This is a genomic window from Bacillus sp. FSL K6-0069, from assembly GCF_038007785.1.
Taxonomy (GTDB): Bacteria; Bacillota; Bacilli; order Bacillales; family Bacillaceae_G; genus Bacillus_A; species Bacillus_A mobilis.
Window position 1 is genome coordinate 2,161,551 of sequence record NZ_JBBOXN010000001.1, and the last position, 20,071, is coordinate 2,181,621.

At 34.3% G+C, this 20,071-nt stretch carries 16 protein-coding genes; 14 read left to right on the plus strand and 2 right to left on the minus strand.

Translation table 11 applies throughout. From position 1 onward, the window contains the following. Nucleotides 1-31: 31 nt before the first annotated feature. Both MHB74_RS11090 and MHB74_RS11095 read right to left on the minus strand, forming a co-directional pair. A complete protein-coding gene (locus MHB74_RS11090; protein ID WP_061678449.1) occupies nucleotides 32-1,051 on the minus strand; it encodes an ABC transporter permease in 1,020 nt (339 codons plus the stop codon). Next, nucleotides 1,048-1,950, minus strand: coding sequence for an ABC transporter permease subunit (locus MHB74_RS11095; RefSeq protein WP_061678448.1), 903 nt, complete (start codon nucleotides 1,948-1,950; stop codon nucleotides 1,048-1,050). Before MHB74_RS11095 ends, MHB74_RS11090 begins: the two co-directional genes overlap by 4 nt. A gap of 510 nt (nucleotides 1,951-2,460) precedes the next feature. Between MHB74_RS11095 and gntK the strand changes: the two genes are divergently transcribed. The 14 genes from gntK to MHB74_RS11165 all read left to right on the plus strand — a co-directional run bounded on the left by gntK (nucleotide 2,461) and on the right by MHB74_RS11165 (nucleotide 19,804). Further along, nucleotides 2,461-3,999: a gluconokinase gene (gntK, locus tag MHB74_RS11100; protein ID WP_061678447.1), complete on the plus strand. Its 1,539-nt coding sequence runs from the start codon at nucleotides 2,461-2,463 to the stop codon at nucleotides 3,997-3,999. Between the two features lie 14 nt (nucleotides 4,000-4,013). Beyond that, the gene (locus MHB74_RS11105) at nucleotides 4,014-5,363 is read left to right on the plus strand and encodes a GntP family permease (protein WP_061678446.1); all 1,350 of its coding nucleotides are present in this window, start codon (nucleotides 4,014-4,016) and stop codon (nucleotides 5,361-5,363) included. An 18-nt stretch (nucleotides 5,364-5,381) separates the two neighbouring features. After that, nucleotides 5,382-6,278 carry a phosphogluconate dehydrogenase (NAD(+)-dependent, decarboxylating) gene (gene gnd / locus MHB74_RS11110; RefSeq protein ID WP_061678445.1) on the plus strand — a complete coding sequence of 299 codons (897 nt, stop codon included), beginning with the start codon at nucleotides 5,382-5,384 and terminating at the stop codon, nucleotides 6,276-6,278. 272 nt (nucleotides 6,279-6,550) lie between these two features. Continuing rightward, entirely contained in the window at nucleotides 6,551-7,771 is a 1,221-nt protein-coding gene (locus MHB74_RS11115; RefSeq protein WP_061678444.1) for a tetratricopeptide repeat-containing glycosyltransferase, read from the plus strand. 34 nt (nucleotides 7,772-7,805) lie between these two features. After that, complete coding sequence (locus MHB74_RS11120; protein ID WP_061678443.1) at nucleotides 7,806-8,960, plus strand: hypothetical protein; 1,155 nt, start codon at nucleotides 7,806-7,808, stop codon at nucleotides 8,958-8,960. Nucleotides 8,961-9,106: 146 nt separating this feature from the next. Continuing rightward, on the plus strand, nucleotides 9,107-9,643 hold the full coding sequence (locus tag MHB74_RS11125) for an NADPH-dependent FMN reductase (protein WP_000780350.1): 537 nt from the start codon (nucleotides 9,107-9,109) through the stop codon (nucleotides 9,641-9,643). Nucleotide 9,644: 1 nt separating this feature from the next. Further along, nucleotides 9,645-10,874 (plus strand): MFS transporter, encoded by a 1,230-nt coding sequence (locus tag MHB74_RS11130; protein WP_061678442.1) that lies wholly within the window; start codon nucleotides 9,645-9,647, stop codon nucleotides 10,872-10,874. A 63-nt stretch (nucleotides 10,875-10,937) separates the two neighbouring features. Beyond that, nucleotides 10,938-11,495: a YdcF family protein gene (locus tag MHB74_RS11135; RefSeq protein ID WP_061678441.1), complete on the plus strand. Its 558-nt coding sequence runs from the start codon at nucleotides 10,938-10,940 to the stop codon at nucleotides 11,493-11,495. A 102-nt stretch (nucleotides 11,496-11,597) separates the two neighbouring features. Next, nucleotides 11,598-12,545, plus strand: coding sequence for an ABC transporter ATP-binding protein (locus MHB74_RS11140; RefSeq protein ID WP_061678440.1), 948 nt, complete (start codon nucleotides 11,598-11,600; stop codon nucleotides 12,543-12,545). Between the two features lie 3 nt (nucleotides 12,546-12,548). Then, a complete protein-coding gene (locus tag MHB74_RS11145; protein ID WP_061678439.1) occupies nucleotides 12,549-14,060 on the plus strand; it encodes an ABC transporter permease/substrate-binding protein in 1,512 nt (503 codons plus the stop codon). 213 nt (nucleotides 14,061-14,273) lie between these two features. Beyond that, complete coding sequence (locus MHB74_RS11150) at nucleotides 14,274-15,701, plus strand: basic amino acid/polyamine antiporter (protein ID WP_061678438.1); 1,428 nt, start codon at nucleotides 14,274-14,276, stop codon at nucleotides 15,699-15,701. Between the two features lie 75 nt (nucleotides 15,702-15,776). Then, complete coding sequence (locus MHB74_RS11155) at nucleotides 15,777-16,037, plus strand: hypothetical protein (protein ID WP_000391452.1); 261 nt, start codon at nucleotides 15,777-15,779, stop codon at nucleotides 16,035-16,037. A 106-nt stretch (nucleotides 16,038-16,143) separates the two neighbouring features. Next, nucleotides 16,144-17,964, plus strand: a complete 1,821-nt coding sequence (locus MHB74_RS11160) for an AAA family ATPase (protein WP_061678437.1) — start codon at nucleotides 16,144-16,146, stop codon at nucleotides 17,962-17,964. Then, complete coding sequence (locus tag MHB74_RS11165; protein WP_061678436.1) at nucleotides 17,954-19,804, plus strand: hypothetical protein; 1,851 nt, start codon at nucleotides 17,954-17,956, stop codon at nucleotides 19,802-19,804. The genes MHB74_RS11160 and MHB74_RS11165 overlap by 11 nt, the downstream gene beginning before the upstream one ends. Nucleotides 19,805-20,071 lie beyond the last annotated feature (267 nt).

The window sequence follows — 20,071 nt, forward strand, 5'->3', positions numbered from 1 at the left end:
TTTAATATCAATGCTGATTAATGAGAAATGATTAAAGGTTCACTTTATCTGCAAACGAAAAAGAATCTTTACTTTTAACAAATTTTTTATGATCTGGAACGGTTTGAATTGCTACTGCTTGCAAATCTCTTGCTTTCAGTGCATCTTGAATCCCGATTGTCATAAGTTTAATAAAAAGAATTGTAATAAAGAATGAAACGAGAGTATAAAAAATAATCCACCATGAAAGATTCATTTCATAACGATTTAATCCAATAAGGCCTGCCCAATCATTAGATAGAGAAACAGGTTTGAGCACTCCGTCATAGAGTTCTCGCATTTGAATCCCGCCAATTACAATGTCAAGCAACGCTAAATGGATAACGAGTATGAGTGCTTGGACGATATGCTCCATAAACAACACAAATAAGCGATCAAGTAATAAGACTCGTAAGTGTTTTTTGATAATATGAAAACGGCTAGCCCCTAGCAATTGGGAACTTAAAATGTAATCTTGTTTCATAAATTCATCAACCTCTGAGGATATATATAAAGAAAGTGTAGGCAGAGCGACGAAAATAAGTACGAGTACTTGATAAAACGCAAATGAAATATTTGGATCTAATCTATCAGCATTTGATACGATTACAATATTAACGGGCGTGATGAGTATAAATGCGATAAATAAAGTAGGAATGTAATAAAAAACTTCTGAGCATGACTGGAAAAATCTCTTGAATTTTGGAGCATATAAACTTAAGAGGATTCCTATACATGTTCCGAATAAAATGCGAAAGAAGCTAATTGCCACGGCTAATAAAATGGTGAATTTTGCTCCTTCTATAATTTGTAAGAAAACAGATTCTCCAAAACGATCCGATCCAAAAGGCGGTATTAACGATGGTGGAAAGGGGGCCTTTCCAAGTAATTCGTTATTGTCATTGTAAAGTAACTGAGGAGTTTTTGGGATGTTATCTTTAAAGAACCAGCTATAAATAAAACTCGCTGAAACAAGTATGAATAAATAAGTAAAGCCGATTAAAAAGCGTTTTGATTTCCAAATAGATTTCATAGAGCTGCTCCTTTCAATTGCTTTTGCCATCTATTCATGATGAGAGAGATTATTTGGAAAATGGCGTAAAACGGTAAAATAATCATGACAAGTATGATAAATGCAGCTGGAGGTGAAATAAACGCCTTTTTAAATAAAAATTGAATAATGCCTTGCATATTAAAAACGAATTCTAAAATGAATAAGTTAGAAAGTAAGAAAACAAAAATCGTTTTTAAATGGTGGAAGAAGTGGATAGATATATTTTTGAATAAATGAATACAAAGTATATAACTTGATGAAAGGCCTTTGCCATATGCAACCTCTACGTAATGTTTTCCATGTTCTTCTTTTATGTATAACACCATCATTCGAAACATTTGTAATGTAGGTAAAACAGATAAAGATAAAATAGGGAGTAAATAAGCTCGATTTTCATTATAGGAAATAATGGTGAAAGGAGCTTCTCCGAATTTCTGAAGTACCCATATGAAAAAGATTTGCAAACAAATCATCATCATCATATCAGGGACAGCTTCTAATATGAACACAATTCGGTTTATCCATTTTTTTATATAATCTTTTGCTAAAAAATAAAAAAATGCCATGCTAGATGAGATAAAGAGTGCAAGCAAAAAGGCTACAAATAATACAGTAAATGAATATAGATAAGGTTCTAAAACAGTTGGAAATAATGGTGTTGTTTTTAAATGACCATACTTTGGGTCTGATCCTATAACCAACAATGATTCAGGGGAGAAAACCTGTTTTAACAGAGTAACGATCTGGTCAAAAAAATAAATGGGTTGAAAGGTAAATCCTTGTTGAGTGATAAATAAATAAGGTAAATTTAATAATAGTAACAGTGATAAAAGAATGGATGAAAGCTTAATTGTGAATTGAGATATTTTATGTAACATTAAATCCCTCCGACATCTTTTTACAACATTATACAATAAAGTTTAAAATATTGTTTTATTTTTCTGAAAAATATAAATACTATTAGATTTTATAGTATGGAACATATATTTACAAGTTAATAAAGTGATAGTAGGATCCGCGTTCTAAGATTATTAGGATAAAAGCACGAGTGTACCTAATGCAATAAAAACAAACAAGGGTAAAAATTGCCATTGCGGAGGTAGTTGCTGTACAACTCCTTTTTCATGCAAATGTGTAGAGTGTATGGAAGGACCATGTATGTGGTGTTAATCAGAGGAAAGGAATGTTTTGCAAAACGAATATAATGCAACTTTAGCCCACGGATAAGCTAAAGTTAGTATGTAAGTGAAATGGAATGAGGGGATTTATTTTTTGTGATGAAAAAAATTTTCTTTTTAAAACTTGATTAAAGAAAAAATATTTTATATACTAATTCATGTAAACGGTTTACTAAATCGTATTTTGCTAGAAACGAAGGGAAGATTCGCATGGAAACAAGGGGGAGAGTTATCGGGATTGATATCGGTACCACAAGTACAAAAACGGTTGTGTTCACAGAAAAAGGAAAAGTCGTTGCATCACATGCAGTTGATTATCCAATTATTCAACCGAACGTCGGATGGGCTGAGCAAGATCCTGATGTAATATGTGCTGCTGTATATAAAACTGTAAGCGTTGCCATCAAAAAAGGTAACGTGTTACCAGAAGATATTTCTTCAATCGGTATTAGTTCAGCGATGCACGCATTAATTGCAGTAGATGAAAATGGTGCGCCATTAACGCGTTCTATCATTTGGGCAGATAATCGAAGTACGAAGCAATCAGAAAAATTATTACAACATATGAATGGGCATGACATTTATAGACGAACGGGTACACCAATTCATCCGATGTCGCCGCTTTCTAAATTATTGTGGATGAAAGAGGAAGAGCCAGAATTATATGCGAGTGCTTATAAATTTATTTCCATTAAAGAGTATGTTTTGTATCAATTATTCTCACGTTACGTAGTGGATTATTCGATAGCATCTGCAACTGGGTTATTTAATTTAGAAACATTAAACTGGGATGAAGATGTTTTAACGATGTTACATATGTCACCAGAACAATTATCCACACCTGTGCCAACTACATATATTTTATCGGGTATGAAGCCTGAATTAGCACAAAAGATGGGCATTCGTGAAGATACCCCAGTTGTTATTGGTGCAAGTGATGGTGTCCTTGCGAATGTAGGCGTTGGGGCAATATCTCCTGGATCGGCTGCAATTACGATTGGAACAAGTGGTGCGGTTCGAACAATTTCATCAAGTGTTAATACAGATGAAAAAGGAAGAACGTTTTGTTATGCATTAACAGACGAGCACTGGGTGATAGGCGGGCCAACGAATAACGGCGGAATATTATTGAGATGGTTACGTGATGAATTTGGTAGTCCAGAACAAGAAGTAGCAAGGAAACTTGGCATTGATCCTTATGATTTATTAATTAAATATGCGGAAAGTGTACCAGCTGGAGCAGGTGGATTGCTATTTTTACCGTTTCTTTCTGGAGAACGTGCACCTTACTGGAATGCAAATGCGCGTGGTACATTCTTTGGAATTAACCTTCAGCATAAACGAGAACATTTTATACGAGCAGTTATGGAAGGTGTTTGTATGAGCGTATATTCTGTTGCACTTGCAATTAGGGATTGTACAGGGCCACTTACTGAAATACGCGTTTCAGGAGGATTTGCGAAATCTGCATTTTGGAGACAAATGCTATCCGATATGATGGGAAAAGAATTGCTTGTTCCTGAAAGTCATGAAGCATCTGCGCTTGGGGCAGCGGCAGTTGCTTTATATGCTGTAGGAAAAATTGATTCTCTTGAAGAGGTAAAGGATTGGATTGATATTGTTCATCACCATGTACCGAATAAAGAAAATACGGCTATATATTTAGAAATGTTTTATATGTATGAACGACTTTACAATCGCTTGAAAGAAGAATTTGATTGTATAGCTGCTTTCCAACGTAAACAATAGGGGGATTGGGAGAAATGGTAGTTGGGATCGTACTAGCGGCAGTTGTCATACTACTTTTACTTATTACGGTAGTAAAGTGGCATCCATTTGTCGCGTTAATTTTAACAGCAATTGGTGTAGGGCTAGCAATGGGAATGCCATTGATTGGAACTTCACCAAAAGATCCAGGGATTATCGACTCTATTAAACTAGGGCTTGGTAATACGTTAGGTTTTTTAGCGATAGTTTTAGCATTAGGAACGATGCTTGGAAAAATGATGGCCGAATCTGGCGGTGCTGAACGAATTGCTACCACATTAATTGATCGTTTTGGGAAGAAACGTGTTCACTGGGCAATGATGTTCGTTGCATTTTTAGTAGGGATTCCAGTATTTTTCCAAGTTGGTTTTGTACTATTAATACCATTGGTATTTACAATTGCGTTAGAAACAGGGGTATCACTTATTACAATCGGTATTCCACTAGTAGCAGGACTATCTGTTGTACACGGACTTGTTCCACCGCATCCAGCAGCGATGGCAGCGGTAGGTATTTTTAAAGCAGATGTAGGGAAAACAATTTTATATGCATTAATTGTCGGACTTCCAACTGCAATCATTTCAGGTCCGCTTTACGGGAAATGGATTGGTGCCCGTATACATAAAGAAGTGCCATTAGATATAGCAGAGCAATTTATTGAAAGAGATAAGAAGAAGGAACTTCCTAGTTTCGGAAATACATTGTTTACGATTTTACTTCCAGTATTTCTAATGCTAGGTGCATCGATTGCGGAAGTCGCGCTAAGCAAAACAAGTCAACTTGCACAAGTATTGCATTTTATTGGAGATCCAATCGTCGCATTATTAATTGCAACGATATATTCTTTCTTTAGTCTTGGTTATGCAAAAGGTTTCTCAAAAGATAAAGTATTACAATTTACAAATGATTGTTTAGGGCCAATTGCGAACATATTGTTAGTTATTGGTGCAGGCGGCGCGTTTAATAAAGTATTATTAGATTCTGGAATTGGAACGACAATCGCAGAAATGGCGAAAGAATCTCATATTTCACCGATATTATTAGGTTGGGGAATTGCGGCACTTATCCGAATTGCGACGGGATCTGCTACAGTTTCTATGATGACAGCAGCTGGAATTGTAGCACCGATTGCAGCAAGTACACCAGGAGTAAACGTTGAACTGTTAGCACTTGCAACAGGTGCAGGATCATTAATTTTATCACATGTAAATGATTCTGGATTTTGGATGATTAAAGAGTATTTTGGAATGACTGTGAAAGAAACATTATTAACATGGACTGCAATGGAGACCATATTATCTGTTGTAGCACTTGGACTAATTTCGTTATTAAATATATTTGTATAGAATGGGAGATTGATTAATATGAAACTAGGTTTAATTGGATTAGGAAAAATGGGATTCCCATTAGCAGAACATTTATATGAAGACAAGCATGAAGTAGTTGTATACGATGTAAATAAAGAGCTTGTTGAAAAGGCTGGGGCTTTAGGGATTACTGCTCGTTATACATTAAAAGAAATGATTGCTGAACTAGAGGCTCCGCGTACAATTTGGGTAATGGTACCTGCGGGAGAAGTTGTTGAATCTGTATTAAAAGATGTGTATCCATTATTAGAGGAAGGCGATATCGTTATTGAAGGTGGAAATTCATTCTATAAAGATACGTTACGCCGTGCGGAAGAAGCGAAAAGCTTTGGTTTACATTACGTAGATATTGGAACATCAGGCGGTGTAGAAGGAGCTAGAGAAGGTGCTTGCTTAATGGTTGGTGGAGAAAAAGAAATTTACGATCAATTAGAACCTTTATTTAAAGATTTAGCAGTAGAGAATGGCTATTCTTATGCTGGCCGCGTTGGAAGTGGTCATTTCTTAAAAATGGTTCATAACGGTATTGAATACGGTATGATGCAAGCAATCGCTGAAGGATTTGAAGTGTTAGATAAAAGTGATTTTGATTTCAATTATGAAGATGTTGCAAAAGTATGGGCAAATGGATCAGTTATCCGCGGTTGGTTAATGGACTTAACTGAAAAGGCATTTGCAGATGATCCAAAACTAGATGGTATTAAAGGTGTAATGAACTCTTCAGGAGAAGGGAAATGGACTGTGGAAACGGCACTTGAACTTCAAGCGGCAGCACCGGTAATCGCAATGTCATTATTTATGCGTTACCGTTCTCAAGAAGATGATACATTCCACGGAAAAGTAGTTTCAGCTCTTCGTAATCAGTTCGGTGGACATGAAGTTGTGAAAAAATAGGAAATGATTTTTGAAAAGAAACTTGTGCAAAGGCGCAAGTTTCTTTTTTTATAGTGAAAGAAATTTCTCATTTGAAAATACCAATCAATCATTGTTTATTTGTACTGATTGTATCAAATATAAAGGGAAGTATGAAAGATGTCCCAACATAAAAATAAGAATAAATAAAATGAAGTTTTCATAAATAGTAAAAGGATGGTTATGTCATCAATGTAGCTATGAAATAGTGTTACATACGAGAAGAGCGTGTTAATAAAATATGAGGTGGTTAAATGGGAAATGAGCAAGTAAAGAATACAGGAAAAGAAAAAAAGTTATGTCTTTGTATGATTGTTAAAAACGAGTCTAGAATTATGGAAAGATGTTTAAATGCTACAAAATCAATTGTGGATTTTGTTTCTATTTGTGATACGGGATCAACAGATCATACACCTGAAATTATTGAAAATTGGTGTAAAGAAAATGAAATCCCTGGCACAGTTCATCATGAACCTTTTAAAAACTTTGGTTATAACAGAAGTTTAGCAGTTTCATTGGCACAAAAAACATATCCGGAAGCAGATTATTTATTAATATTAGATGCAGATATGATATTAGAAGTTGATCCAGAGTTTGATAAGACCAGTTTAACGGAAGACCATTATCTTACATTGCAATATGATATTCATATTAAGTATTGGCTTACACGCCTTTTGAAAGCTTCTTTACCATGGAAATCTGTCGGTGTTACTCATGAGTATTGGGATATAGATCGTTCCAAAGTTGGTGCGGATTACAATACGAGGGTAGCTAGGTTAGAGACACTTGTCGTTAACGATCCTGGAGATGGTGGTAGTAAAGCTGATAAATTCGAGAGAGATGAGAGGTTGTTGTTACAAGGGTTGAGTGATCCAGAAACAACGCCAGATTTGCATATAAGATATTTATTTTATTTAGCCCAAACTTATTTTCATTTAAGTCAATTTGAAGATTCGATTAAATGGTATAAAAAACGGGTGGAAGCAGGTGGATGGGTTGAAGAGGTGTTCTATTCGTTATTGCGAATAGGATTTTGTTATGAACAATTAGCAAACCGTTCAGCAAATAAACAATATGAAGTAACAGAAGCTGATGAAATAGAAAATGCAAAGAACCAAGAAGAACAATATACAGCATTAGCTATTCTTTATTTTCAAAAAGCGTGGGAATATAGACCAACTCGGGCTGAACCATTATACCAGCTTGCAAGAATGTATCGATTAAAATCTCAAAATAATATTGCTTTGATGTATGCGTTGCAAGGGAAGGAAATTCCTTTTCCGAAAAATGATCTTCTATTTGTAGATTATCATGTGTATGATTACTTATTTGACTATGAGATTTCTATAAGTGCTTTTTATATAACGCATAAAAAACATTTAGGTGCAGTATCACAAAAATATTTGGAATCGAAAAAAGAAGAGCTACCGTTTCATATAGCAAATATGGTAGAAAGTAATGCGAAATTTTATTAAATACAATTTCAGTTAAAGGAGTAGTGGAGTAATCATGGAATTAATACGATGGGCGCTTGAACTAGGTGAATCTGTGCATGGAAATACGTATGAAGAATTGATGCCACTACTAGATTATTATTATGATCGTGATCATTTAAAAGCGTATTGTGTCGCAAACCTTCTTTTAGACATGGACGTAGCGGATGAGCATCGGGAAAAAATCGAATTAAGAAGGTGTATTGCTGCTTATTATGCTGGAATGTATAAAGTAGCAAAAAAACATGCAAATGAGCTTTTACTGAAATATCCAGATGTGGATTTATATAAAAATAATTTAAGACTAATGGAAGCATATTTGAATAAAGAATATGATTATTGTCTTTTTATATGTCCAAAGACGTATGGTAGTTTTATAGATGTCGCGCGAGCATTGAAATGGCGATTGGAGCAAGAAGGAAATACAGCAATTATATCAGAAACAATATTAGAAAATGTGAAAAATATAATTGTTTTTGGAGCCCATACGTATGCACATAACCCAAATCTACTACCGAAAAATGCAATTATTTATAATTTAGAACAGCTATATGAAGGAAGCCCTTATGCACATCCATTTTATTTAATATTATTAAAAGATAAGGAGATTTGGGATTATAGTAAACAAAATATAGAATGGTTAAAACAAAAAGGGATAGGAAAAGAAATAAAACATGTAGGAATGAACTATGCTCCAACTTTAGAAATAAAAAAAGATGCATTTGATGATGAGATCACTGAAGACATTGATATACTGTTTATAGGTGCTCTTAATTCGAGGCGGCAAGCTATTTTAGATCAATTAAAAGCAGTTGCTCCAAATTTAAATATAGTTTTTAAAAATAATGCGTGGGGAATTGCTAGAAATGAGTTGATTGCTAGGTCTAAAATTATATTAAATATTCATTTTTACTTGTCAGGCATTCTTGAAACACCTCGGGTATCTTATGCAGTGGCAAATAAAAAGTTTATTATTTCGGAAAATAGTAATCCAGAGGACGAAATGGAGTGGCCAGGAATTGTGTTTACTTCGTACGAAAAAATAATAGAAAATATTTTGAAATATATATCTTTACCAGAAGAACGTATTAAATTAGCAGAAAAAGCGTATACCCATTTTGAAGCGAATGGAAGCAGAGGTATACTGAGTCAAAATGGTGGAGAATCGTAATTGTAAAGAACTCATACTTTCGTATGAGTTCTTTTTTTTGCCTATCATACTATTTTATCAAGCTAGTTCCCTCTTTATATTGTGTTTTGTATAGAAATTTCTGATAATATATAAGTATAACTTGAAAACAAAGGGGAGAAATAGTTATGAAACTAGTCGTTATTAACGGTACACCAAGAAAATTCGGTAGAACGCGTGTGGTGGCAAAATATATTGCTGATCAATTTGAAGGGGAGTTATACGATTTAGCAGCAGAGGAACTGCCTTTATATAATGGGGAAGAATCACAACGTGAATTAGAAGCGGTAAAAAAATTAAAGGCGTTAGTGAAAACTGCAGACGGTGTAGTACTATGTACACCTGAATATCATAATGCAATGAGTGGTGCGTTGAAAAATTCGTTAGATTACTTAAGTAGTAGTGAATTTGTTCATAAACCTGTCGCATTACTTGCAGTTGCAGGAGGCGGTAAAGGTGGAATAAACGCATTAAACAGTATGCGCACTGTTGCAAGAGGGGTATACGCGAATGCCATCCCAAAACAAGTGGTGCTTGATGGACTTCATGTACAAGACGGTGAACTGGGAGAAGATGCAAAACCATTAATTCATGATTTAGTTAAAGAATTAAAAGCATATATGGGTGTATATAAAGAGGTGAAAAAACAACTAGGAGTTGAGTGATATGCCATCTCTGTATAAAGATTCACGCTTGTATTTCATTCTAGGGGCCAATAGTTTATCAGCTATTGGTTCCGGAATTGTTATGATAACGATTCCGTGGTTGTTAATTAAAGAGAGTGGTGGAGATACAACGTTTGGCTATGTTTCCATCATCGCAACTCTGATTATGTTTTTATTAACACCGTTTATTGGGCAAAGTATTGATCGCTTTTCAAGAAAATCTTTATTATTATGTAACGAAGGTATCGGGATAGTCGTTATAGGAATGATGGCTATATGGGGATTTACTGGACAACCTTATCATTCAATTCACTATATTCTTATTTATATAGCAGGGTCATTTTACTATTTATTATTTTATCCTACAATATTTGCGTTCAACCAAGAGATATTTCAAGCAGAACATTATAAAAATTTAAGTGGAACAATGGAAATACAAGGACAGTTAACGCAAGTTATTTCAGGAGCGGCTGCTAGCTTCCTTATTGAAATCATCTCTTTAAAATGGATTTTGTTAGTAGATATGTTAACTTTTGCAGGAGCTTTCATCCTTTTCTTATGTATACCGTACGTAAAGAAAAAAGAAGTAAAAAAGAAAGTAACATTTAAGAAGCAATTGTTCGAAGGGATTCACTTCATGCAAAAGCGTCCGAAGTTCTTTTGGTTTTTACTTGCGACTTATATGCCTTTTATCGGTGTTATGATGGCAAATTATTTAATCCCGGTATATATTTCAGATATATTAAAAGCCAGTGCCTCAGTATACGCAATAGAAGGTATGATGTACGGTGTCGGAGCGGTTCTTGCGGGAATAGGTATTCCAATTATGATGAAATATATAAAGATAGAAGTTTCAATCGTCATGACGATGCTCATATATGTAATTTCAATTACCGCAATGATTATTGAACCTTCCGTAATGTTGTTATATGGACTTGCAATTTTTCATGCAATTGGAAATGCGGGTACAAGGGTGGCAAGAAATGTATTGATGATGGAGGAAATTCCAAACGAAGTAATGGGACGTGTAGACAGTTTATTTCGATTAATTGGTACAGGAATACGAATTGTATTATTAATGTTGTTTACAGCTGGTGTTTCTAAAACTGGGGTAATGCTCCCGTTTTACGTACTTAGCTGTATATTGATTCTATCATTAGGAATTGCTCTTTATTATGTGATATCACAACGTAAATTCGGAGCGGATGTTCCGAATAAATCACTCGTTTAAAAAATACTTCTGCCTCCCTTTCTTTTTCTATATAATAAAGAGAAAGGGAGTGTTAACTTATTTATGAACAAATGGATCTTGCTTATAATCTTATTATTACCACCACTATACATTCTTTATATGACGTTTCGAATGAAAAATGTTGCTCGTGAAAAATTGAGTAATCACTCTCCATACGTTCTTATATTAGGCGCAAAGTTATTTGGAGATAGACCGTCTTTATCTCTTCAAAACCGTTTGGATGTAGCGTTGGAATATTTATATTCCCATCCAGAAGCGAAAGTAATTGTTTCAGGTGGTCAAGGGGAAGATGAAGATATACCGGAAGCTCATAGTATGAGAAACTATTTAATGGTACATGGTATAGAGGAGAGTCGTATTTTAATAGAAGATCAATCTACAAATACGTATGAGAATGTAAAGTTTAGTATGGATTTATATAATGTGAAACATGCGGTAGTTGTAAGTAATACGTATCATTTATATAGAACGAAAATAATTGCAAAGCGTTTAGGCATGAAGATGGAGGCACTAGCTGCTGAAACACCAATGCGATCTAAGAGGAAAATGTATGTACGTGAATATGCTGCAATAATGAAAACAATATTGTTCGACCGTTAGAGCTCAAATGGGAGCTCTTTTTTTGTAGAATAATGCGTATCATTTGAAATGAATTCCATCTTCCATCAAAATAAAGGAAACAACGATAAAGGAGTTGTATTTGTGATTCAATTTAATCATGTGTCAAAAGCGTATGAAGATGGCACGAAAGCAGTGGATTCATTGCATTTAGAAATTAAAAAGGGAGAGTTTTTTGTCCTTATTGGTCCGAGTGGTTGCGGGAAAACAACGACAATGAAAATGATTAATCGTTTAATTGAAACGACTGAAGGATCGATTTTAATCGATGGAAAAGATATTCAACAATATAATATAAACGAGTTACGTTGGAATATAGGATACGTGTTGCAACAAATCGCTTTGTTCCCGCATATGACAATTGCAGAAAATATTGCAGTTGTTCCTGAAATGAGAAAATGGAGCAAAGAAAAAACAAAAGCCCGTGTCGATGAATTGCTACAGATGGTCGGGCTAGATCCAGACGTATATCGCGATCGTATGCCTGATGAATTGTCAGGAGGTCAAAAGCAGCGCGTTGGTGTTGTACGGGCATTAGCCGCAAATCCGAAAATCGTTCTTATGGACGAACCATTTAGTGCATTAGATCCACTAAGTAGGGAGCAGCTTCAGAAGGATATTGTACAATTGCAAAAAAAGATTCAAAAAACAATTGTATTTGTAACGCATGATATGCAAGAAGCGTTATCGCTTGGCGATCGTATTTGCATTATGAAAGAAGGAAAAGTTGTTCAATTAGATACACCAGAAGGAATTGTACATAATCCGAAAAATGAATTTGTAGAGGAGTTCATTGGAAATCGTGGACGACCTTGGTATGAGGGCATGAATATAGGAGAGGTAATGCCGCTAGACGAGCGCACACGAGTTGAAGGGATTGCTTTATCTTTGCATTCTCCTTTACAAGAAGCACTTATTCGCTTACAAGCTGAAGAATCAGTGCCAGTTGAAGAAAATGGTCAATATGTTGGAACTTTAACAAGTCGTCATATTGTCAATTACATAGTTGAACAAATGAAGGAAAGAGGCTAAACAGTGACTGATTTTATACAAACGTTCCAAGAACGAAAAATAGAATTACTTACTGCATTAAGTGAGCATTTACAAATATCGCTTATTTCATTATTTTTTGCAGTAATTATTGCAGTGCCGCTTGGCATTTTATTAACGAGAAAAGAACGAATGGCGGAGTTTATTATAGGAACTTCTGCAGTTATGCAGACGGTCCCATCACTGGCATTACTCGGACTTTTAATTCCGTTAGTAGGAATTGGGAAACTCCCAGCTATTATTGCATTAGTTGTGTATGCACTATTACCTATTTTACGAAATACATATACAGGAATAAGGGAGTTAGATGAATCTTTAATCGAAGCAGCGAGAGCTATGGGAATGAATAGCTGGAGAAGACTGTGGAAGGTAGAGCTTCCTCTTGCATTACCAATTATTATGGCCGGTATTCGTACGGCGATGGTATTAATTGTTGGAACGGCTACATTAGCAGCTCTTATAGGTGCTGGTGGGCTCGGTAAACTCATATTGCTAGGTATCGATCGAAATGATCATGCACTTATCATTTTAGGGGCCGTACCAGCCGCGTTACTCGCTTTATTCTTTGATGTAGTACTTCGAGTACTTGAGAGTCCAAAACGCTCTTCTAAGCGTGTTATATTGACGATATGTATTGTTTGTATAATGATTGCTTCTCCATTTCTTTGGAATACACAAAAGAAAGATATTGTTATTGCTGGCAAACTTGGATCAGAACCTGAAATTTTAATTCAAATGTATAAGCAACTTATCGAACAAGATACCGATTTACATGTAGAATTAAAACCAGGTCTTGGAAAAACAGCATTTGTATTTGAAGCATTGAAATCAGGTGAAGTAGATATATACCCTGAATTTTCGGGAACAGCTTTATCTACTTTCGTGAAAGAAGAGCCAAAAAGCACAAATCGGGATGAAGTATATGAGCAGGCACGTACTGGTATGGAAAAGAAATATGATATGGTGATGTTGAAGCCGATGGAGTATAACAATACGTATGCACTAGCTATGCCAAAAAAAATAGCAGATCAAAATAATATAAATACAATTTCTGATTTAGGAAAAATGGCACAGGATGCGAAAGTAGGATTCACATTAGAATTTGCTGATCGTGAAGATGGTTATAAAGGAATGCAAAAATTATATAACTATAAGTTTTCAAATGTGAAAACGATGGAACCGAAACTACGTTATAGTGCAATTCAATCAGGGGATGTTAACGTAATTGATGCATATTCAACTGATAGTGAACTTGAGCAATACGGACTTAAAGTGCTAAAAGATGATAAAGGATTATTTCCACCATACCAAGGTGCACCGTTATTAAGAAAAGAGACGTTACAGAAATATCCTGAACTTGAAAAAGTATTAAATAAATTATCTGGGAAGATTACAGATGAAGAAATGCGAAAAATGAATTATGAAGTAAATGTGAATGGTAAAGGTAGTGAAGAAGTAGCAAAACAATTTTTACAAAAAGAGAATTTACTTCGGTAATTTTACAAGGAATATACAAATTTATATGTATGAAATGACCGTTCATTACAAAATGAACGGTTTTTTTGTGCATACTTATACATTTTTTCAAAAAAGTATTCCATTTTTCTTCATTTTCTTTTAGAATAAGTAATGTTTTCCTGAAAAAATATAAGAGAAACGTCTATTAGAGAAAAAGGTGACTTTAATAGTTGAACGAACATAACACCTAGAATGACAGATGGGGTGGTACAAATAGAAAAGAAGTTAGGATTTTTTCCATTAATTGCATTAGTAGTCGGAACAATGGTTGGTGGCGGTGTTTTTAGTTTACCGCATGATTTAGCAGTAGGAGCAAATAGCGGCTCTATAATAATTGGCTGGTGTATTACAGCGATGGGAATGATTCCACTCGCGCTCGTATATCAAACGTTAGCAAGACAAAAACCAGAGCTTGAGGGCGGAATTTATAGTTATGCACGTGCTGGTTTCGGTGAATATATTGGATTTAACAGTGCTTGGGGATACTGGTTAGCAGGAATTTTAGGAAACGTTGCAACAATCATGTTACTGTTTAGTACATTAGGTTATTTCTTCCCAATTTTTAAAGGTGGAAATAATGTTGCGTCTATCGTAGGAGCATCACTTTTATTATGGACACTTCATTTTCTAATTTTATTTGGAATTCGTGAAGCATCTATTATGAATGTTATTGCAACGATAGGGAAATTAGTTCCAATCGTATTATTTATTGTTGTAATGGTAACAGCGTTTCGCTGGGATACATTTACACATGATTTTTGGGGAGAAGGAACGATCTCAGTTTCCTCTATACTGGGCCAAGTGAAAAATACAATGCTTGTAACTCTTTGGGTTTTCATTGGGGTTGAAGGAGCGGTTGTATTATCTGGTAGAGCGAAAAATAGCCGAGATGTTGGTAAAGCGACAGTACTTGGACTTATTTTAGTAATGTCTATTTATATTTTAATTTCTGTCTTGTCAATGGGAGCGATGTCAAGAGGAGAGCTTTCCGTGTTAGAAACTCCGTCAATGGGACATGTATTAGAGCATGTTGTTGGGACATGGGGCGCAGTTGCGATTAACATCGGATTAGTTGCTTCACTTGTAGGTACATTAATAGGCTGGTTTTTACTTGTTTCTGAAATTTCCCACGTAGCAGGAAAAGATGGCGTGTTTCCGAAAGTCTTTACGAAAACAAATAAAAAACAAACGCCACATATGGCATTATGGATCTCAAATGGCGTTGCCCAAATTATATTTATAATCGTTCTGTTTTCAGAATCGACATATCAAATTATGTATTTCATAGCGTCAACATCAATTTTAGTACCATATTTATTATCAGCGTTATTCCAATTCAAATTAGTTATTACAAACGAACTAAAAGATGCAAAAGTAAAAAACGGCTCGTTAGCTTTAATTGCTTCTATTTATTCTGTATGGCTTCTATATGCAGCAGGTTTGAAAAATTTATTACTTGTTTCAATCGTATATGGAATCGGGATTATTGTTTACGTGTATGCAAGAAAAGAAAAAGGAAATCGTTGTTTTAGAGGTATTGAGAGATATGTAATGTGGGCAATTGTTATTGCAGCTATCACATCAATCTATATGTTATTGACTGGAAATATAAAAATGTAAAAGTCCTTTTAAATAAAGGGCTTTTTTCTTTGTCTAGAGAATATTTAATACATAAGATATTCAGGAGGGATGAAAATGGAAGAAAAAGAACAGTTAACCAGAATTGTTGATTTAGCGAGTGAAGTAAGGAAAGTATTAGTGCAAGAATCCTTTTTTAATCATCATCCTGAACTACGAGGAGTGATTGAAAATTTAGCAAGTGCTGTAGAGAATTTGGCGGAATTACAGCAAAATACAGATGAAAACGCTGAAGATCGATTACGATATGTACTTGCTAAAATGAAAATTGCACATAATGCCATTTTACAAGAGAAAAAAGCATTTCCATCTCATTAATATACGTTTTCATTTTGAACCTGGCGGATAACGTCAGGTTTTTTGTTTCTAGTTTTTCGTTTCTCTCATACACTAAGAATAGTATGAAAAAAAGAAGGTGACGAAGGTGAAATTACATAAAGCTCTTCAGCCAAGTTTTATAAAAAGAATGTACTATATGAGGTTTATCGGAAAGTTTACAAAAGCAGAGAGAGAGAAGAATGGAGAGAACTTCTTTGTACAATGCCTATCGCCAATACCATTCACGTTACAAGAGCAATTAAAAAATGAACCATACGTATTTGAAGGTTTATGTAGCAATAAAAAGAATGAAAAAGTCTTTTCGGAATTAAAGAAAAGAAAATTAGAAAAGCAACTGGTTATGTTTCGTCTCTATTACGAGAGAGGACATATATATGTGGAGTTAATTTGTGCAGAAGAACCGCGAGAAATGGCTAATGGCTATAAAATGATTCCAGTACCTAAAGTTTCTGAATACAAAAAAGGAGAGTCTTTAGAAAGAAAACTTGGAAATGGCTATTTGTCATTTCTAATGCCAAAATATCCGAAAGACTTTGAGCCTCCTGAATTATTGTGGCACGATGGAAGGTTATATGGAAATATATCTTTAAAGTCATCATCAATTAGCTCAATTGCCTATTTTGAACAGCAGCGGGAATGTAAGTATATAGACTTTAATGACTGGGTGAAGCATGTAGAAATAGCGGTAGAAGATCAATTGTATTTTGTAAGTAATCACATGTATGAGCAATTAAAAAAACGAATGACTGAAGAAGGTAAGCGTGTAGAAGTAGAGGAAATAAAAGTGCACAAGGATGAATGGGAATGGGATGAGCGTGAATCCGTCTTTTTACAGTATGTAAAAAGTTTTGTACGTAATAAAGGGCTATATTTGGATGAAACGGACATTTATAATTTTCATATAAGTGCGAAAACAAATATGTTGACGATTCTTGGTGGTATACCAGGCGCCGGGAAATCCCGTTTTGTGCAAGCTTATGCAGAAGCACTTGGATTACAGTATGGGGAAGAATTGGTGTGGATTCCGATTTCACCATCGTATCAAGAACCACATGATTTACTTGGTTATCTTCACCCAAATGGTACTTTTATTGAAAGTGAAACAAAATTAGTTCGGGCGTTAATGAAGGCAAAAGAAAATCAAAATCAGCTTTATATAATCGTTTTTGATGAAATGAATATGTCACATATTGAGCATTGGTTTACTCCATTTCTATCTGTTCTTCAACTTGAAAAGCAAAACCGTATTTTAAATTTGTATGAAGGTGTACAAGAAAAAGAAAATCCAATTCCACCAACAATTGAAATTGGTGAAAATATTATATTTGTAGGTACAGTAAATTTTGATGAAACAACGAAAGAGCTCTCAGATCGATTATTAGATCGGACGAATTTAATAACGTTACAAAAGATTCCGTTTTGTGAGATGTGTATGGAACAAGAGAAAATTGTATTACAACCACCTTTGAAAGTAACTGCAGGAGAATTTCGTATAAGTTGGGTCAGAAATAAAGCGATGATCGAGGTGTTTTCTGAAGAAGAGTTAGAGCTATTAGATAAGTTACATGTTGTATTGTCATCACACGATATGTCAAAGGGAATTTCATTTCGATGTGCAAACGCAATCGCTACTTATTTGCAAAATATACCGTTTCAAAATAATCATTCCTATATGATCAGTAGAGAAGAAGGATTTGATTTACAAATCAAGCAGCGTGTATTGACGAAAATAAGAGGGACTGAAATGATGGTGGGCTCTTTACTTTCTGAAGAAGTAAAAAGGGGGGCGACATTAGTACCTCTTTTACAATCGCAACTTGCAAACAGAGTATCTACATTTGAACACTCTTTAGCATATATAAGAGAAAAGCGTAGAGAACTGGAGTTGTATGGCTATGCAAAATGAAGGGCGATATGAAACAGAAATCGTTGATACGAAAGAAACACTCCCTTTTGTATTAAAGTTAATCATTGGATCGGAGGCAAAAGGGGAAAATATATTATTAAATCGTCTTTGTACATCTACTACAGCATTAGTTCAATGTATTTATAAAGTACAAGAATTAAAACCAATAAGATTGCATTACCATTATGAAAGTCCAATGAATATTACTTTTATATGGAATAAAGTATATGAGGGACAGAAAAATATAAAGGAATCAAAATATGAAATAAATGAAAAAAAACAAAAGGTATTAATATATGAACATGGAAAAACGGAATTCTTTTATCCATGGCGTTGTGGCTTATATCATTTTGAAGTGAATATAGAAGATAAAACGTATTATGGCGCTTTTCAAGTCGTTCCAAAAAATTTTTTTGATGATCAATTTGAAATGATTCAAAACTATGTAAAGTCAATTTTAAATGAGTTGATTTTAGATAGAGGTTATTATAAAAAGACTTTCTCTGCACTCAGTGATATTGAAGATTCTTCTTATTTAGTGTTACTTAGAAAGTTGCCGCAAAAAATGAAAAAGATAAAGCAAATTTTTAAGAAAATAGAATTGAGTTCAAATTTTATACATGAATATAAATGGGAAGAAAAGGAGCGGAAAGCAACGAGAAAAGGAGCCATAGTGGCGGAAAGAAAACCTTATGCAAAAAAATATAATCGTAAGTTTATAGAACAAAAAAATAGTAAGGAAAATGCTTTTCTTAAATTTAAAGCGATGCAATTTAATCTCTATTTACTTGAAGCTGAAAGTTTTTTACGTCAAACAATTGAAATATTAGAAAGAGCAAAAAAGAAGAAATCAGAAGAATTTCAGGCTGTAAAAACGATTATACAAACAATTGAGCGTAATGGATCAGTGACTGATAGAGAGAAACAAAAATATAAAAATATACATTTACTAAAAGAGGCGGATTTGCGAAAAAGTTCTATGAAGATACAAGAATATAAAATATTAGCGCATTTTGTACATGAAAGTGTACAATACTTTCAAACTTTAATGCATTCTCCATTTTGGAGAGAAGTTTCCGAAACGGGTAACATGAACTCACATAATTTACCGATACCACATCAACAACTACTACAGCATTTAGATTTACTTCCACAATATACAGATCAATCTCCATCTTTATTATTTGTTTATAAACCAACATTTTTAGTGTATGAATATTACGCTTTTTTTATCGTTATTTCCATGCTAGAGCAAATTGGTTTTGAGGCTATAAATTCCATCCGTGAACAAATACAAGAACATTTTTATGTAGATGGATTACAGGATGGAACGACAGTTGTTTTACACCGAGAGGATATGAGAGTACATGTCGCATTCAATGATTTAATTGAAACACATCCTCTTATTGCATTAAGTAAAGGGAGTAATTTTTATAATGGAGAAGATACGAAGAAGCCAGATATTCGTTTAGACTGTTATATAAAGGAAGAAGGGAAATACGTATATCAATCTTCTATTATTATTGAAGTGAAGTATAGCCCGATGTACAATATTTTTCAGCACGTTGGAAATACGAAAGCAACTGAGCAAATGTATAAGTATTGGTCTATCAAATATGTAGAAGAACAGGATGGAAAGAGAGTCTATTATCGAAGGGCCATTTATGAAGTTATTTGTGTATATCCAGGAAGTCATATGCATAGTAAAAAAATTGAGTCCGGGTGTGGTGTGTTCTTACAATTATATCCATATAAAACGAAACAAGGGGAAGAGAAATTAGCCGGAAAACATGGGATGGTACAAATTTTTGAGAAGTGGTTAAAAAGCATGAAGAAGTAAAAGAAATCCTTTTTTATAAAGGATTTTTTTAGATTAAGAAGAATTATATGCAGTATAGAAGGAAGCTTCATATGATTTGAATTTGAAAGTAATATAAACATGGTGTTAGAAGAACGGTACATGAGGGATAAAAGACGATTAAGATGGAATTTAATTCATTTTGCAGAATATAATAAGTCGTAAATATTTTTAGTTGCATACGAAGATGTGTTCTTATATGATAGATAGTGAAAGCGTTATCAAAAACAGAGCGGCGATGGGAAAGGC

Coding starts and splice junctions, on each gene's coding strand:
- MHB74_RS11090 (WP_061678449.1), bottom strand. CDS start 1,051: ATGAAATCTATTTGGAAATCAAAACGCTTTTTAATCGGCTTTACTTAT.
- MHB74_RS11095 (WP_061678448.1), bottom strand. CDS start 1,950: ATGTTACATAAAATATCTCAATTCACAATTAAGCTTTCATCCATTCTT.
- gntK (WP_061678447.1), top strand. CDS start 2,461: ATGGAAACAAGGGGGAGAGTTATCGGGATTGATATCGGTACCACAAGT.
- MHB74_RS11105 (WP_061678446.1), top strand. CDS start 4,014: ATGGTAGTTGGGATCGTACTAGCGGCAGTTGTCATACTACTTTTACTT.
- gnd (WP_061678445.1), top strand. CDS start 5,382: ATGAAACTAGGTTTAATTGGATTAGGAAAAATGGGATTCCCATTAGCA.
- MHB74_RS11115 (WP_061678444.1), top strand. CDS start 6,551: ATGGGAAATGAGCAAGTAAAGAATACAGGAAAAGAAAAAAAGTTATGT.
- MHB74_RS11120 (WP_061678443.1), top strand. CDS start 7,806: ATGGAATTAATACGATGGGCGCTTGAACTAGGTGAATCTGTGCATGGA.
- MHB74_RS11125 (WP_000780350.1), top strand. CDS start 9,107: ATGAAACTAGTCGTTATTAACGGTACACCAAGAAAATTCGGTAGAACG.
- MHB74_RS11130 (WP_061678442.1), top strand. CDS start 9,645: ATGCCATCTCTGTATAAAGATTCACGCTTGTATTTCATTCTAGGGGCC.
- MHB74_RS11135 (WP_061678441.1), top strand. CDS start 10,938: ATGAACAAATGGATCTTGCTTATAATCTTATTATTACCACCACTATAC.
- MHB74_RS11150 (WP_061678438.1), top strand. CDS start 14,274: ATGACAGATGGGGTGGTACAAATAGAAAAGAAGTTAGGATTTTTTCCA.
- MHB74_RS11155 (WP_000391452.1), top strand. CDS start 15,777: ATGGAAGAAAAAGAACAGTTAACCAGAATTGTTGATTTAGCGAGTGAA.
- MHB74_RS11165 (WP_061678436.1), top strand. CDS start 17,954: ATGCAAAATGAAGGGCGATATGAAACAGAAATCGTTGATACGAAAGAA.